This window comes from Microcoleus sp. AR_TQ3_B6, assembly GCF_036702785.1.
GTDB lineage: Bacteria > Cyanobacteriota > Cyanobacteriia > Cyanobacteriales > Microcoleaceae > Microcoleus.
Map to the genome: position 1 here is coordinate 31,977 of NZ_JAUBVJ010000037.1, position 16,024 is coordinate 48,000.

The following is a 16,024-nucleotide window of genomic DNA, read 5'->3' on the forward strand; positions in this document are numbered from 1 at the left end:
TCCTCTTTTTGCATTTAAGATAGATTTGAGTCCAAATTTTACTTGTATCAATAGCTACACTTTTGTAGGAAATGAGAGATTGCGGGTGGCGCCATCGATCGCCACCTACTCAAATTCTTCATCTAAACCTCCCAGGATACCCGCACTTTGTTTCACTGCGTAGGGGGTCTTCTGCGAGTAGGGGCCTCTAATACTGGTTACCAAATTCTGCACTGGTAGATTTAAATTATACCATTATGTACTGTGGGTATTACCCCGATCAGTGGAGTTTTCCGAGAGCAGGCGATCGATCTTAAGTTTGGTAGATGCTGTTGCTTATACCGATTCATTTTAACAAAATTAATTCTGCTGCTATAGGCAAATGATCGGACTCAGTTGCCTCCAAAACCGAACTCGATTTAGCACCCCAATGCTTTGAATACCAAATATAATCAATCCGGAAAACCGGATAATTTAATCTCCAATTCGAGCTTTTTACCAATAACTTAAGTTCCCAACCGTGAGGCCAGGTAAAACCAAACCCGAATCCCGATTTTCGGAAAGAATCTTGCATGACTTTCTGCACCCTGTAATAGTCTTGAGTTTCGTCTGTCATATTAAAATCGCCCGCGACAATTACTGGCAGAATTTCTCGCTCAACTCGCTGCACTAAGTCTTGAATTTCAGGTGAGCGTGGGCCATATTTGTAAACGGGAATTTTGAGAAAACGCATGATGTTATCTCTCTTAAACCAGGGCCCGGTAGTTTGCATATTATAAATCACTACTTCTTGTTCGTGAAATTTGATAATTGCCCGTTGCTGCGTTTCTCGATGACCGGCTAAGTGCAGTATTTCGATCGATACAATCGGATATTTACTGAGAATTCCTACAGGGGGAGTACCGATTTGATAGGGGTAGTCTGCTTTTAACCAGGTGAAAACTCTTTTGGTATGTTTCTTAACGATTTCTTGTAAAAATATAATATCGGGTTTTTGCTTCTGAATCAGTTTAAATAAAGTAGGTGACTGAGTTTTATGCCAACTGACGTTATGGGATAAAATTTTGATGCTGGGGTGCGAATTTGTGATCTTTATTGGTGCGGGAGAAAAGTATTTAATCTGCAGCCAACTTATTAGGAGAATGCAGGCGATCGCAGAAATAATACTGAACCATTTTTTTTTGATAATTGACAATCCGATGATGGGAAGCAGGAAAGTTGGCAATAAAATTAAGGGAATAAAAGTGGTAATTAAGCCAATAATCCACAGTCTATCCCAAAAAAATAGTTTGAGAATGAAATAGCAGATAATAAATCCTGAGTAGCTGTAAGCGAAAATTTTTGCAAATTCCTTAAGCCCCTTCTTTATTATCTCTGCTAGTATATACTTCATGGGGAATCTATTAGAATAAGAACTTGCTTAAATCGAATTCTTCATTTGACCGATGTTGATTGTCTCTTTCAGAAACCAAAACTAACAAAAGGCGATCGGTATAATCCGCCGCACCCCGCAACTCTTCTCGCAAAATTTCTAGTCCACCATTAGCATATTCTTCAAAAATTTGCAAGCGTTCGGCTTCCAATTTTTCGTCGAGATGGGAGAGAATTTGAGGATTTTTGGTTTCGGCGATCGCAATTAATTTAATCGCCATATCGTAACCCCTCGATACAAAAATATCAACATCTATCGCACCTGGTTCTCGTTTAGAAATTTCCCCTAAAGGCGATCGTTTTTTCCGCTGCTTTCCCAAGGATGCGGCGAAAGCGATGACATCGGCGTAAGTCTGGAAAGGACCAGTGTTGTTATCTGATAAAGTTAATGATTTGACTAACTCTGCTTTATCTTTAGCAATTCTAATTTTGTTAGCAGCCATTGGGATTGATATGTAATTTTTAACTGAGTATTTTGATTGATAGAGTAACCGCAGATTAGAGGCAGATACACACAGATTAACGCAGATAATTTTTAGAATGTCCGCAACAACATAATTTTTTGTGCAAAACCTCCTCTGGCTTCCCGCCGCTTGATTTGTTCTGCCAAAAGTCGATCGCCAGAAATGCCAAAACTCGCCATCACCGCATCTATTACCTCATACAAATCCGCCAATTCCGCCACCAAATCTTCCTCGTGGGCGGAGGCAGCTTCCCCCGCTTCTTCAATTAATTTCTGCAGCAAAGCTTGACGATATTCTGCCTCGGACAAAATTACAAACTCGCATTCATTCCCGCTTTGGCGAATTATTTCAGGAATGCGATCGCGCACCAATTTATGATACTCTTTTTCCACGTTAAACTCCTTTCAAGCTTGACTAAAAGTTTGAATCAACCAGCGATTAATTTCCCCATCATCTTGGGTTTCACTCCGGTTCAAAGCTTCCTCAATTAACGCTATTTCTAAGCCAGGTAAAACTAGTGAATTTTGAATTGTTCCACTCCCTCCAGCACTAATAGCAAAGGCAAATACTGCATTCGTATTTGCATTAGCTGCCCAATATTCTTGGACTTCAGAATGTTCGTAAATTAAACGCTTTACTCCCAAATCATCGGCACTAGAAGATGCTCCTATTTCTACCACTAAAGCTGGAGGTGCAAACTCATTCAAATTAATGGGCGTATTCGTGCGAGGAGGTAATTCAAAATCTGCACCTATATAATAAGATAAATCAGGTTGAAATTCCCGAATACCTGTTTTGCGAAAACTGGCATTAATTAATTCAACTATTCGGATATTTCTAAAAGCTGTATAAAAATTGACTACTCTCGAAACTACTGAATTATGACGACTGTGCAATGGCCCTACTGGTGACATTTCTACCCTCATGTGTTCTTGATAGTAATAAAACTTGCCATTTTCCCAGGCTGAATCCTCAGCAAAATTCAGAAACTCTTCCCACGTCACCTTCAGCCAAATATCCGTTTCCAAAACCTGCGTAATTGCCGAATTAGAAGCCATAATCCACCTCTACTATTTCCGTATATTCAAATTCCACGTTAAACTCCTTTCAAGCTTGACTAAAAGTTTGAATCAACCAGCGATTTATTTCCCCATCATCTTGGGTTTGACTCCGGTTCAAAGCTTCCTCAACTAACCGGATTTCCAGCCCAGGCAAAACCCGCGACTCTTGAATTCTCCCGCTACCTCCGTTATTAATCGCAAAGGCAAAAACCTCCCGCGTGTTTGCACGTTCAACCCAATATTCACTTATTCCTGCGTCTTCGTAAAGCAACCGCTTGCCGCCTAAATCATCATTAAAAGAAGACGCCCCAATTTCCACTATCAAATTAGGCCGATCGTATTGATTTAAATCAACAGCAGAATTGCTATCATCAGGAGGCACTCTTAAATCTGAACCAATGTAGTAAGCTAAATCCGGCTGAAACTCGCCGATACCTGCTTTGCGAAAACTGGTGTGAGTAAACTGAACTACTCGGATATTTCTCAATGTTGCAAACAGAATAACTACACAGGCCATAATTGAATTTTGACGCCCGTGCAATGGCCCTACTGGTGACATTTCTACCCTCATGTGTTTTTGATAATAATAAAACTTGCCCTTTTCCCAAGCTGAATCCTCAGCAAAATTCAGATACTCTTCCCATGTCGCTTTCACCCAAATATCCGTTTCCAAAACCTGCGTAATTGCTGAACTAGAAGCCATAATCCACCTCTACAATTTCCGTATATTCAAATTCATTTGGACTGCGCTTAACTAAAGGATAGCGCATCCCGCCCAGTTCGATCGCATCTTCTTCGCAATCAGCTTTCGGAGAATTGTACACCAGCACGTATTCCCTGCCAATCGAACTTTCCATCTCTTGAGCAACTTCTCCGCGCCACTGAGTTTTAGTTACCAAAACTACCAATTGATTCGCCAACTTCGGCAGCTTATTCGCGATTTGCTTGCGATAAATTTCGTCCAAACTCCCAAAGGGAGAATCCATTACAATTGGAAATGTACTGCTATCGGGACCCATCAAAGTATTCTTTTGACTCCACTCCCGCACGCCCTCAATAATCCCGCCGATAAACGATAAACTGAGAATTTGATTTTCTCCTGTAGAAGCGGCAACCAAAGATTCTTGTCCCGAGGTATTTTCTACTAGCGTCAGTTCGTATTTCTCGCTCAACTTGGGGATGTAAGGAGTAAAAGAAATTTGACTAAAAATATCTTGCACCCGCTTTTCCAACTGCGAACAAAACTGTTTTTCTAAGCGCGATCGCACTTCTGTTAGGCGATCGATCGCATCCTGAGTCGCAGCAATCCGGCGCTGGGCTAATACTTGCCTTTCCTCGTTCAGTTGCTGCTTGTCGATTTGCTTGTCCAGATTCGCGATCGACGCCTTCAAACTCTCAATTTGCTGCTGGTTAGAGCCTATTTCCCTGTGCAAATCGCCAATTTTAACCTCAATTTCATCCAAGCGCTTTTGCAAGCGGCTGACATCTTCGTCAGGAAAATTTCGCAGCTTGCTATGAATATCGTCTAACTGATTTTCCACCCGAGAAAGTTCGGTTCTGTCGCGACTGATATTGCCTTGCTGTCGGTCAATTTCATCCCAAAAATCAGCGACTTGTTTATCAATTTCATTTACCCGATCGCTAATCCGAATAGTTGTTTCTTCCACATCGCCAACACCCGCCTTATCCATCCAACCGCTAACCTGTTGGCGAGATTCAGAACCCTCCCCTAATTCCGCACCGCAGATACACCGCTGCTGCGCTAATAACTCTTCTAAAAACGGCCGCTGAATCCCCGAAAGCAACGAGCCGCCTTCCCGCAAACCTCCTACTATTACTTCAAATTCAGCCGCCGCATCTGACAGAAATACCGCGTAACCGCGCCCAGAAATTGCTCGTTTGATAGCATCTGAAGCCAGAACAAATTGTTGCCTCAATAAATCTCGCTGCTTTTGCAATTCGTCTCGCAATTTTTGCAAATCGGCAGCACCGCTGAGTTCCAGCAAATTACCATTCACTGCTTTTTTTAATTCCCCTTGGTTCGCTAATTCCCGCTCGATTTCTACTTGTCTGCTTGAAAGTTGCTCAGCTTCTTGCTCAATTTTTTGCTTGTCTTTTAAAAGTTTCTTCGTTTCAGCATTACCAATTATATTTAAATCTGTCTCCAGAGATTTTTTCGCTTCTCCTAAATGCCGGAGCGAGCGATTCAACACTTCCACCCCCAGCAACTCCTTAGTAGCTTCAGCAATTTCTGCTTTCTTGTCGTGCCGGACAATTTGCTCGATTCGCTCCCCGTCAAAAAAGAAATATTTATGTAAACTTTCCGGCAAAATCCGCCCGATAATATCATCGGGATGCTGATCCGGCTTCAGCCAGAGACCGTTATCTTTTGCTATATTCAGAAACAATTCGTTCTTGCCATGTTCTACAGTATTTTCACTTTTATAAGCACGACAGATGCGTTTTGCTTGGTAGCGCGTGCTGTCGTGTTCAAACACAATTTCCGCCCAACAACCTACGGCTTTGCCCATTTCCGCCTCAGCCAAAGCGCGCTTGTTTACTAATTGTTCTTCCGCCGCAAAAGCTGCGCTAAATTTTCCGTAAAGTACCCAGGTAAAGGCATTCATCAATGCCGTTTTTCCAGCGCCGTTATTACCGTGAATTACTGTAATATTTGGCACGCCAGAAGCTAGTTTAATTTCGGGAGTTTTGCCGTAAAATTGACGAAAGTTGCACAGAGTAATTGAAATTAACTTCATACAATTGCTTGCTTAATGATTTTTAAAATGTCATCGTTAATGTGGCGGGGAGCTTTAATGTACAACTTATCTTTTTCAATTTCCAATACCCGCTCGATAATTTGACGTACTTCCGGTGGCGCGCTAGTAATTGGTTGCTGTACGTCGCTGAATTCCTGATGAGTTTGATAAGCTGAACGCTTTTCTGCTAAAATGCTTGTCGGTACGCCTGCGATCGCGCTATCTTCATATCTAAATGCCATAATCAGATTTTCCGTCATATTTTCAGTCATATTTTTTGGCAATTATTAAAATATACAGGGTCTAGGCTTATGGGCGAGAAACCGGGTTTCTAGGAGTTTTGTGAACAGTCACGAGAAATCTACAAAGAAACCTGGTTTCTGAACTCTGCGTGCGATCGCGAACTAAACTAGCAACTCAAACTACGATCAAATAATTCTATATTCTAAAAGATAAACCGAACCTTAATAAATGTCAAATGTCTAATAGCCCGTAACGCTTCTGAAGTTGCAGCAATTTCACTCTAGCTTCCCCAGCATTGTCGGCTAAATCGGCAAATTCCAAGAACCGCTTCAACTCTTTTCGCAGCAAATTGCGCTCGACTTCTAAGGTTTCTCTGCCCAAATCAGGAGGCAAAACTATCATGTCAAATAAAGTTGCCCTTTCCTTCCCCGGATGTGGCCGCAAAATCCGTCCCCGGCGCTGAATAAACTGGCGCGGATTGCTGCTGCTTGCTAAAATTACAGCATTGCGAATTGCTGGAATATCAACGCCTTCATCCAAACAGCGAATCGCGACTAAACCTTGCAATTCTCCACTCTCAAATTGTCGGCGCAATCGTTCTCTTTCTGCTAAAGGAGTTGCCGCAGTATAAGTGTTAACTCGGTAGCCTAATTCTGAACCCAATAACTTCGCGGTTTCTGTTAGTTGGCGGTTGTTATTTCGGCGCGCACCTCCTTCGATCGCACCGTCGCCGCAGTAAAATAAAGTATGGCTTGTGTCGAGACGGTCAATCATTAATTCTCGCAAAGCTATTAATTTATTAGCCGCCGCTCCTATTAACCGGGCCCGCTGCATTAATAAACTCGTTAAAGCATCGTTTTCTTCTACTTTTTCATCGCCCCAAAGCGCCCAGCCAATCTTTTGAGTTAAGCGGGAATATTTGCGGGTTTCGGCTTCGGTCAATTCTACTAAAATCGGATAGTATAAATAATGTACTAATGCTTTTTTGCGGATGGCATCCGCTAAGGTGAGTTCCGGCTGCAAAACCGGACCGAAATAATCTAAAATAGCTTCGGTTCCCTGTTCGTCGAAATGCCTTTCTGGGGTGGCGGAAAGGGCGAGCCGCAGTCCAATATTGCGCGGCAAACTTTGTCCTAAACGGGGCGCGCCTAAGTTGTGAACTTCGTCTCCAATAATCAGGGTTTTTTCTGGGAAATAGCGCAGTTGCGATTGCAAGCTATCGGACATTAATGTGGCGTTAGTCGTGATGATTGTGAGAAATCCTCGATAGCCCGCTCGCACTTCATACAAACCCGCAGCCAGCTTGTTTTGCCAACTGCGGGCGCTATCAAAAGCCAAAATAGGTTTTAAACAAAATTTCTCTGATTCGCGCGCCCACTGATTCACCAGGTGGCAGTAAGGGCAAATTACGAGCAGGACTTGCAGGTTAATTTTATTGTATAATTCGGTGGCGATCGCCAGCGCAGTAATCGTCTTGCCGCTACCCGTCGCCATCTTCAGCGTACCGCGTCCCTGATTCGCAAACCAATTAGCAACCGCCACTCGCTGATACTGTCGCAATTGCAGCGATGGCGGCATTTTCGGAAATCCAAATTGCGAATTATTAGCCGTTGAGCGATTCACCTTTAAATGCCGTTAGATGCTATATTCCCTATACTCCACTTTAACTCACGGGCGATCGAAACTTAACAGCCCAAACAAATCATCCGCCGACAGTTGCAAATCCGACAGCACATCGAGCACAGGTAAAATATCTTCATTCTCTTTAATCTCAGGTTCCTGCTGCGGTTTAAAAACAATAACTAATCGTTCTTCCGGGTCAATCAGCCAACCCAATTTAGTCTTATTTTTAAGGCAAAACAGAATCTTATTAATCACGCGAGTTGAACTTTGATCCGGTGATAAAATCTCAATTATCCAATCGGGCGGAGTTTCAAACCTATTTTCAATTTCTCTATTAGCATTCAGAGGAATACGATGCCACTCGAATACTGCGATATCTGGAACAATAGAACGTCCTTCAAAAGAGCAGCGCAATTCAGTAAAAGCAAATGCTAACTTCTGCGGTTTTCCCACTCGATTAATCACAGATGGAAACTCGGATTGTAATGTACTGTGTTTTCCTTGGGGCATATCTTTTTGATAAATTTCACCATCAACATACTCGCTAGCCGGCTTAGTTTCTGGAAGCAACAAAAACTCTTCCAGAGAAATCTTTGACGGAGACTGAATTGACGTTACCATAAGCCATTAAACCCTCAAAAACTATTAAAAATTCCTATCGCTGTCAGTTTCCCAATCAGCACAACTCTCCGATTCCACACCGGTAGGGTGCATCGCACAAACCAACAAATTTCCCCCGTAAACTTGACCGTGATAGTTGCGACAACCGCGACAAGCCGGCTGCTGCGTCGGCGAAGGGTCTACATAAGTCACCATCGACAAATCTATCTCATCAAACTCAGGGTCGAAGTCGCGGCAAATTTCAATTATCGGTTCGATAAATTCATTAAATAAACCGTCAAATTCATTGAAATAACCGTCAATGTCATTAATCAGATTATTTTGTACTTGTTCAGTAAACTCTTCCGACATTTTTGCCAAAACGTCCAGCATTTCGACAAACTCTTCGCTCATTTCGCTGAAAAAATGCTCTACTTCAGAAACAGCATTTTCCATTACTCCAAAAAAATCTTTAGACCAATCTTCCATGAATTTGAGAGCTTGCTATTACAAAATATTTTACAGACAGGTGGAGCCAGCCTCAGGCGAAGCGATCGCACCTACTTTCAATTCTATTACCTATTGCCGGATATCCGGTCAATCGATTTTAGATTTTAGATTTTAGATTAAAGAATTGAAGCATTGACCCCACGGATAAATACGTTAGGCAAGTTTCATCGGATACAGGTTTTTTATTTCACCGGTCCTGAGTCTGCTTTCGGAATGAATCCGGGGCTTGTATCCTGGATGCTTTCGGTCAAGTTTGACAGGGCAGATATTCAAAAAGGGAACTCAAGAGTATTATCCTGAGCTCCCTTTATGCTTTGCTGCGCGAAATCTTTTCAGCTTAATCCCGCTTCAGCCGCCGCAATTCCTCTTGTAAATTCTGCACCTGTTCGCGGAGCTTGTCTACGCCACCGACCTCTTTAGCATCTTTGGGCGAAACCTCTTCTTCCTCCGAAACAATTTCAATCCGCCGAGGTTCAGCAGGTTTTTTGTTGCCAGCCGGTTCTACGGGCGGCTGCTGCTGAGCCTGTTGTACCATATCGTCAACAAAGCGACGCGCTTCTTCCGTTGACATCTCGCCCCGCTTCACTAATTCGTCTGCCAGCTTTTGGGCTTCAGTGCGTAATTCAGTTAACTTGCTGCCAGCTTTTTCACCAGCGTAGGAAGCTAGCCCGACACCAAGGTAAACTGCTTTCTGTAAAATATCTCCGAAACCAGGCATAGGAACTACACCTCATAAAACTGGGTGAACCGGAGACCACGCCTATTACAAGCATCCCGTGTTGCTGCTACCTTCCGGTCCTGACAAGATTTGGGCGTTGGAATCGCGTGGATCCAGTTCATTTGTAAGTATAACACAGTTATTTATTCTTCAACCACACACCAGTGATAAATTTCATAAATAACGCAACCGTTCTTCACGAGCGGGTCTTCAGCGACGATCGCCTTCGCCTCATCCATCGAACCCGCCTCAAACAGCAACATACCGCCGCCGCGCCGCGCCCAGTAGCCAGTTTTCGCTCGGTGTCCTTTAGAAATCAACTCTCGGACATAAGCTCTGTGAGCTGGCACGTATTGGTCAAAGACAGGCTTTTCGACAATTCCTTGCTCAATTTTGACAAACCAAGGCATTTTTATTTGGGATTTTAGATTTTATATTTTAGATTGGGAATGGGTGATGAGCAATGGGGCAAGCGGGTCAATGCTCTATATTCCATTTTCCACCATTTTTTCTTAACTGCGATGTTATCCCATGAACCAGTCAAAACAGCGATTGTTTATGGCCCTAGTGCCGCCGCCCGATATTGAACAGCACATTACTGAGATTCAACAGTATTTTGCGGAACATTACAACAGCCGCAGTGCTTTGAATTCGCCGCCGCACATCACGCTGCAACCTCCTTTTCACTTGTTAGCGGAGGATGTTCCCAAATTAGAGGAAAGTTTGAACCTGTTTTCTGTAAACCGGCGGCCCATTCCCGTTACTCTATCTGGTTTTGCCGCTTTCGCCCCCCGCGTCATTTACGTTGATGTTGTCAAATCGCCCGAATTGCTGGAGATTCACTCACATTTGATGAGTTATAGGTCGGCAAATTTGGGAATTGTCGATCGAGTTTCTCAAAGTCGCCCATTTGTACCGCACATGACTGTAGCGTTTCACGATTTAACTAAGGATAATTTTCAAAGGGCTTGGTTGGAATTTGCCGGGCGATCGCTCCACTTTGAGTTTACCGCTTCGGCATTAACTTTACTGCTTCACGACGGCAGGCGATGGAACATCAGCAACCAATTCCCGCTTTGGGCCTAAACTTTCTCCCTTCTCTTTCTTCGCGTCCTTCGCGTCTTCGCGGTTCGTTTTTCCAATTTTTTTTCTTAGCAAATCCTGATAAATATCATTTCCTCACTACAAACCTGTTTAAATTTAAAGCCAGTCACAGCTTACCGATCGCTCTTCTTCGGAGTTGCAAGTGCCACAGTTCCGTAAACCGAAATTCCCGACTGTTTCAATATTTGAATTGCCGACTTAACCGTAGTACCGCTAGTGTAAATATCATCAACTAACAGCACTCGATCGCGCGGGTGTCGGCGAATAAAATCTTTCCCCAAACTTAAAGCATTTTTCATTTCCGCTTGCCGCTGCTGTGGCGTCAGAGCGAATAAAGCCTGAGTATTTTTTACCCGCTCCAAACCGTGCCGCTGCAAAGGCAAACCAGCCAGCTCACAAAAACTTTCAGCCAAAAGTTCCGCCTGGTTAAAACCGCGCTCCTTGAGCTTTTCTTGATGCAGGGGAATCGGTACAACTGTTAAATTGTCTATAGCTAATTCCGGAAAACTCAGCCAAGCTTCTGCCAGCCAGCCGCCTAGAGGTTTGGCTAATTGCGGATTGCCGTCATATTTCAAAGCGGAGATCGCGCGTTTGAGAGCCCCGCCGTACTCACCCCACACAAAAACACGTTGCTCTGAATGCCAAAATCGACCGGGATCGGTTAACTGACATCGCTGAAGTTGCTTGTGACAGTACGGACAAAACTCTCTGGCGGCCGATCGCTGACAAAGAGGACAGTTAGACTTAAGAAATAGATTGAGAAAAGATTTGACTAATCCCGTCCATTTTTGCTGGTTCATCCTAAAATTGTGGTAAGTGATTAATGGGAAAAACTCTCAAATTCAATCTGTTTCCACGGACAGGCTCGCAGCGTGAAAAAACTCTACTGGTTAGACAAAATTCAACCTTCAGACCGAGATGCAGTGGGAGAAAAAGCATTTTACTTGAGCTGTTTGCTCCAGAAAAATCATCCGGTTGTACCGGGTTTTGTCGTGCCAGCTACCACATTCTGGCAGTTTTTAGAGTCGATCGACTGCCTAGAACCGCTGTTTGCTGACTGGCCACACTCTTCCCTGCACTTAAATGTCGATGAACCCAGACAACTGCAATCGATTGCCCGCAGCATTCGCCACCAAATCCTCACAGGCAAACTCCCAGATTTACTGGTCTCCACCCTAGAGTCTGCTGTTTGTCAACTCAACTCAAACTCCAGAGCCTTAATTTTTCGCCCTGCGCTGGCTTCTTGGAACCCGAAAACAACCGGAATCCTGGAAGCTCACGCAGTACGGGCAGAACCAGAAGCCATTGGGGCCGGGATCAAACGAGCTTGGGCAGAACTGTTCAGAGCCCGAAGTCTATTTTACTGGCAGCGGTGCGGCCTGCGGGTACAGCAAATCAATCCCGCAGTTTTGGTGCAGCCACTTCAAGGAGCGATAGCCTCCGGCGAGGTGAAAACTAAGGCGGGTGCAGTGTGGGAAATCCAAGCCACCTGCGGTTTGGGAATGTCCCTAGCTAGGGGAGAAACCATCCCCGATTACTATCAAGTGCAGCCGGAAACAGGCGCGGTTAAATTCCAGCGGCTCGGTTACAAAACATTAGCGTACAATATCAAAGCCGACGAGGGAGAACCGACAAAAAAACTGCCGAGCGACAATTGGGCTGCTTCCCCAATCCCCGATCCTGCATTTCTAATTCCTGATTTTGCTGGCAGTTGCCTGGAAGTTTTGGCGCTGGGAGAGGAAGCACAAACTGAATACGTTTTAGAGGAATCGCAACTCAAAAAAATCATTGAATTGAGCAAAAAAGCGATCGCAGAATTTGACTCGGATTTAATTTTGGAGTGGACGCTATACCAGACAGCCAACTGCAGCGAACCGCAGTTTTATTTCACTCAAGTTCGTCTTGTGAAAGGGGAAAAAGTCGCCTCGGTAGAGGAAAATCCGATCGCCTATGAGCACCCAAACTCGATCGCCCCAGCCCGAACTCCTGCGATACTCAGAGGTTTGGCAGCAGCATCAGGAAAAGTCGAAGCAATTGCCCAAGTTATGAGTAATTCCCACCCAGAAAACGCGGAATTCTTAGCCGGAAGCATTTTGGTAGCCCGGACAATCGATCCCAATTGGCTGCCTTGGCTGAAAGTTGCTGCTGGGGTGGTTGCCGAACAAGGAGGCATGACAGGTCACGGAGCCATTTTAGCGAGAGAATTGGGGATTCCTGCCGTTGTGGGAGTTGCCGGGGCCACTCGGGCGATCGCCTCGGGCGATTCGGTGTTGGTAGACGGCGACAGCGGAGAAGTTTTTGCTCTCGCCCACCAGGATGCGATCGAGACAGGAGACAGCGACCGGCTTCGGGACACAGCAAAAAATGCAGCTATATACAGTACAGCAGCAAAAATGTCAATAGCCAACCATCAATCTTCAACCTCAGATCGATGGTCGAATGAAGGGCCTAAATCTCGACAATCTGAGTCTGCCGAATATGTTTGGAACGCGCCAAGGGCGACTCAACTGCTAGTTAATGTCAGCCAAACAAGTTCGATCGACCGCCTCAAAAATCTGCCAATAGACGGTATTGGATTGCTGCGATCGGAATTAATGGCATTGGAAGCTTTGGACTGTCAAAACCCGAAAATTTGGTTGCAAAACGGCCGCCAATCGGAATTTGTCGATCGCATGGCGGATTGCCTGAGTTTATTTGCTGCTGCCGTTTCGCCGCGGCCGATATTTTATCGCTCTCTGGATTTGCGCGAGTCAGGCCCCCACGGCAGTTTCAGTTATACCTTTGAACCGGAGTTATTTGATTGGGAACTGTGCGTACTTCAAAAAGTCTGCGAGTCAGGGCATAGAAATGTTAATTTAATTTTGCCTTTCGTGCGCTCGGTTGACGAGTTTATCTACTGCCGCCAGCGCTTAGAAACTATTTGGAAAAACCGCTCAGCCGACTTTCAACTGTGGATTATGGCGGAAGTTCCGTCGGTATTATTTTTATTGCAAGATTACGTAAAAGCAGGAGTTCAAGGAATTTCCATCGGCACCAACGATTTAACCCAATTTCTGTTAGGCATTCACCGCAACTCCGAACAGGTAGCCAGTGCTTCCAACGGACCCGATCGAGCAGTGATGAGGGCGATCGAACAATTAATCATTCAGGCCCGGGCCGCCGACATTCCTTGCTCGATATGTGGCGACGCTCCAGCTTTGTATCCCGAGACAGTTGAATCCTTCGTGCGGTGGGGGATTTCGTCGATTTCGGTCAATGTCGATACTGTAGAACAAACTTGCAGGGCGATCGTCCGCGCCGAACAGCGCCTACTCATAGAAGTCGCTCGATCGATAATTAACAATTAACCACTCCCGGATGCACTTTACCTCAGAAATCCGGTTTCTACTCTAAATCCTAGGGGAGTAATACCATTTTCTTAAAGTCCTGCTACAGATATACCCTCTAATATTAATGGATATCCCGTCAAAGAAGCAATCACTTCGTTAGTCAGCTTTTTTAACTCTTTTTGCACTGTCTCTTTCAATTATTCTATGCCATCAAATCTCAACCATTTCAATTGTTCCTCGATCTACCCCCACAGCCTTTCTATTGGATTCACTTCCGGACTATAAGCCGGCCCAAAAAATAAAATTACGTTTTCTGGTAGATTTAGATTCAATGAACTATGAAACTCTCCATTGTCTAGTTGGATGATATGCAAATCATCGGGATAAGCAGCAGCAAATAGCTCTAAAAATTTCTCAAAACACACGGCTCGTCTAGATGGGTAAATTCATAAAATAATCCCTCTCCTGTTGGAGGATATACTATTCCATACAACCACAGATATACAGCAAATTCCAGGTTTATAAAGTACAGTAATAGCAGCTTGTAAACCAGTTTTTAAAGTGCTTAGGATTGACCAAATCAAGGGCAGTAGCCAGCAAAATATCAACCATCTTGGTGGTGCTTGGTGAGAACTGACGTAAAAAAGCTTTCAGTTGCAACCACCATAATTCTATAGGATTGAAATCGGGAGAATAGGGTGATAAGTTCAGTAAACTAGCACCAGCGGCTTGTATCAATGGTTCAATAGTCCCCAACTTTTGAGCAGGTAGATTACAGCATTTCCGGCTGCTATGAGGTAATTGTTTGGCATCACGAAAAATAAACTCAATCTGAAAACGAGCCTGATAATACTCAAGTATTTCCTCGGCTGGGAGACTAATATCGGTGCTCAACAATAAAATATTTTTTATTTTACCGTTTGGTTGAACTTCTCTAAGGCAAGCTAAACGTATTTTACATTTCAAACAACAACTCCATAATACTAATGAATAAAGCTTAACCCCGGCCTAACTTCTTTGATAAAACTTAAATATTTTAAATTATAGCAGTCTACCTTGCCATCATATTTACGATGTGCACCTCTTTTATTTCTTTCACCTGTATAGATGTAATTTAAGTTAGCATCAGCCCTTAATTTAGTAATTAGATTTAAATTTGAATCCCGTACAGCATCCCAAAAGTTAGCGCGGTAATAATAACCGTCAGCTACCAAATAACGTACAGATTCTGGCAATAAATAACGAGTTTTTTTTTATGTTGATCCGAGTCATCAACTCTTGTTAATTCAGGTGTTGAGCTTTGAGATACCTCTTTTTTCCTCGGTTTTTTGGATGTTTTTTTCCCTTGGGTAGCCCGGGGATTTTTGGGTAGTTCTGTCGGAGGACTCCAGGGCGTTTGTTGTACACTCACACTATAAGACAAATGAGTTTCAAATTCGACAACAGAAATTACAGAAATTTCTAATTCCTCTTCATGTCTGCCAGATAGACCGTTATAAAAGCTAGCTTTACCTTCAGTTTTTTGCCACTTTTTTTGATAAATTAACAATCGATTACAGCAATATTTGTTCGCTCATAGTTTAATGCTTTGCTGAGCAATTATTGATAAAATTCGCTAAAATTAAAGTCTTTGAAAAAGTGACGACAATAGGTCTTTCCACTCAAGGAACTGTAACGGCCCAGATTGGTAAAGTTTACTTTGCCATAAGCAAGTAAAATGGTGTGAAATAAAATCACCATAAACTTTTTTTAAGCTTGACTAATCCCTGACATTTGTTGTAAAATCGATTCAATAATATTCATCAGGCAGTTTTTTAAGTTAGTGTGTTTTTTGAGCTTAACGTAAAAAGTGCCTTTTTTTTGTATTTTTGGTTAAAATCCTACTGACTTTTTAGCTCAGATCGCGGAGTGTCCCTGTTCCAAAACTGTCCGAAGTATTGTCACTTAACGATCGAATAAATTTGGTTCCCATTAATTACTTATTGGTTAACCACTTCTTGCCGTGTTGGTCAAAGCTTATCGAGATCGATCGACCGCAGTCAATGGGGATGTATTAATCTCTTCATGGTTAGCTTAATCTGGGAGCGAAGAGCAATTCCATGATACTGGTCATTGTTGCCCACATTGGGCAGCAGTAACTTCGAGTCACAAACTACAAATATACAGCAAGTTTTACCATGATTTTCAGAATATAAAGTCATCG

Annotated in this window: 18 protein-coding genes, 1 other RNA gene and 1 pseudogene; 2 read left to right on the forward strand and 18 right to left on the reverse strand. The window is 43.5% G+C overall.

What is annotated here, in order from left to right:
* Positions 1 to 325: 325 nt before the first annotated feature.
* The 13 genes from QUB56_RS18380 to QUB56_RS18440 form a co-directional block, all read right to left on the reverse strand.
* Entirely contained in the window at positions 326 to 1,372 is a 1,047-nt protein-coding gene (locus tag QUB56_RS18380; RefSeq protein ID WP_332957079.1) for an endonuclease/exonuclease/phosphatase family protein, read from the reverse strand.
* Positions 1,373 to 1,382: 10 nt separating this feature from the next.
* On the reverse strand, positions 1,383 to 1,853 hold the full coding sequence (locus QUB56_RS18385) for a DNA phosphorothioation-associated protein 4 (protein WP_332957080.1): 471 nt from the start codon (positions 1,851 to 1,853) through the stop codon (positions 1,383 to 1,385).
* 92 nt (positions 1,854 to 1,945) lie between these two features.
* A complete protein-coding gene (locus tag QUB56_RS18390; RefSeq protein ID WP_332957081.1) occupies positions 1,946 to 2,266 on the reverse strand; it encodes a nucleoside triphosphate pyrophosphohydrolase in 321 nt (106 codons plus the stop codon).
* 12 nt (positions 2,267 to 2,278) lie between these two features.
* Positions 2,279 to 2,932: a Uma2 family endonuclease gene (locus QUB56_RS18395; RefSeq protein ID WP_332957082.1), complete on the reverse strand. Its 654-nt coding sequence runs from the start codon at positions 2,930 to 2,932 to the stop codon at positions 2,279 to 2,281.
* Positions 2,933 to 2,981: 49 nt separating this feature from the next.
* Positions 2,982 to 3,638: a Uma2 family endonuclease gene (locus QUB56_RS18400; RefSeq protein WP_332957084.1), complete on the reverse strand. Its 657-nt coding sequence runs from the start codon at positions 3,636 to 3,638 to the stop codon at positions 2,982 to 2,984.
* Positions 3,628 to 5,694, reverse strand: coding sequence for an AAA family ATPase (locus QUB56_RS18405; protein ID WP_332957085.1), 2,067 nt, complete (start codon positions 5,692 to 5,694; stop codon positions 3,628 to 3,630). The genes QUB56_RS18400 and QUB56_RS18405 overlap by 11 nt, the downstream gene beginning before the upstream one ends.
* Positions 5,691 to 5,966 carry a hypothetical protein gene (locus QUB56_RS18410; protein WP_332957086.1) on the reverse strand — a complete coding sequence of 92 codons (276 nt, stop codon included), beginning with the start codon at positions 5,964 to 5,966 and terminating at the stop codon, positions 5,691 to 5,693. The genes QUB56_RS18405 and QUB56_RS18410 overlap by 4 nt, the downstream gene beginning before the upstream one ends.
* Positions 5,967 to 6,168: 202 nt before the next feature.
* Positions 6,169 to 7,515, reverse strand: coding sequence for a DNA phosphorothioation system restriction enzyme (locus QUB56_RS18415; protein ID WP_332957139.1), 1,347 nt, complete (start codon positions 7,513 to 7,515; stop codon positions 6,169 to 6,171).
* A gap of 90 nt (positions 7,516 to 7,605) precedes the next feature.
* Positions 7,606 to 8,181, reverse strand: coding sequence for a Uma2 family endonuclease (locus tag QUB56_RS18420; RefSeq protein ID WP_332957088.1), 576 nt, complete (start codon positions 8,179 to 8,181; stop codon positions 7,606 to 7,608).
* 24 nt (positions 8,182 to 8,205) lie between these two features.
* Positions 8,206 to 8,649, reverse strand: coding sequence for a hypothetical protein (locus QUB56_RS18425; RefSeq protein WP_332957091.1), 444 nt, complete (start codon positions 8,647 to 8,649; stop codon positions 8,206 to 8,208).
* Between the two features lie 358 nt (positions 8,650 to 9,007).
* Positions 9,008 to 9,388: a phasin-related domain-containing protein gene (locus tag QUB56_RS18430; RefSeq protein WP_332957092.1), complete on the reverse strand. Its 381-nt coding sequence runs from the start codon at positions 9,386 to 9,388 to the stop codon at positions 9,008 to 9,010.
* Between the two features lie 23 nt (positions 9,389 to 9,411).
* Positions 9,412 to 9,508, reverse strand: an RNA gene (ffs, locus tag QUB56_RS18435) — signal recognition particle sRNA small type.
* A gap of 23 nt (positions 9,509 to 9,531) precedes the next feature.
* Positions 9,532 to 9,798 (reverse strand): YciI family protein, encoded by a 267-nt coding sequence (locus tag QUB56_RS18440; protein ID WP_015179070.1) that lies wholly within the window; start codon positions 9,796 to 9,798, stop codon positions 9,532 to 9,534.
* Positions 9,799 to 9,919: 121 nt separating this feature from the next.
* Here QUB56_RS18440 and QUB56_RS18445 point away from each other — a divergent pair, with 121 nt between their 5' ends.
* Positions 9,920 to 10,474 carry a 2'-5' RNA ligase family protein gene (locus QUB56_RS18445; RefSeq protein WP_332957094.1) on the forward strand — a complete coding sequence of 185 codons (555 nt, stop codon included), beginning with the start codon at positions 9,920 to 9,922 and terminating at the stop codon, positions 10,472 to 10,474.
* A 131-nt stretch (positions 10,475 to 10,605) separates the two neighbouring features.
* Here QUB56_RS18445 and QUB56_RS18450 read toward each other — a convergent pair whose 3' ends face one another.
* A complete protein-coding gene (locus QUB56_RS18450) occupies positions 10,606 to 11,292 on the reverse strand; it encodes a ComF family protein (protein ID WP_332957096.1) in 687 nt (228 codons plus the stop codon).
* Between the two features lie 72 nt (positions 11,293 to 11,364).
* Between QUB56_RS18450 and QUB56_RS18455 the strand changes: the two genes are divergently transcribed.
* Positions 11,365 to 13,839: a putative PEP-binding protein gene (locus QUB56_RS18455; RefSeq protein ID WP_332957099.1), complete on the forward strand. Its 2,475-nt coding sequence runs from the start codon at positions 11,365 to 11,367 to the stop codon at positions 13,837 to 13,839.
* 224 nt (positions 13,840 to 14,063) lie between these two features.
* Here the strand turns inward: QUB56_RS18455 and QUB56_RS37315 are convergent, their stop codons facing one another.
* The 4 genes and pseudogenes from QUB56_RS37315 to QUB56_RS18470 form a co-directional block, all read right to left on the reverse strand.
* Complete coding sequence (locus QUB56_RS37315) at positions 14,064 to 14,246, reverse strand: transposase (RefSeq protein WP_445243371.1); 183 nt, start codon at positions 14,244 to 14,246, stop codon at positions 14,064 to 14,066.
* A 210-nt stretch (positions 14,247 to 14,456) separates the two neighbouring features.
* Positions 14,457 to 14,595, reverse strand: a pseudogene (locus QUB56_RS18460) (transposase); the annotation flags it as partial.
* 209 nt (positions 14,596 to 14,804) lie between these two features.
* On the reverse strand, positions 14,805 to 15,035 hold the full coding sequence (locus QUB56_RS18465; RefSeq protein WP_332957101.1) for a hypothetical protein: 231 nt from the start codon (positions 15,033 to 15,035) through the stop codon (positions 14,805 to 14,807).
* Complete coding sequence (locus QUB56_RS18470) at positions 15,029 to 15,370, reverse strand: hypothetical protein (RefSeq protein ID WP_332957103.1); 342 nt, start codon at positions 15,368 to 15,370, stop codon at positions 15,029 to 15,031. Before QUB56_RS18470 ends, QUB56_RS18465 begins: the two co-directional genes overlap by 7 nt.
* Between the last annotated feature and the right edge of the window lie 654 nt (positions 15,371 to 16,024).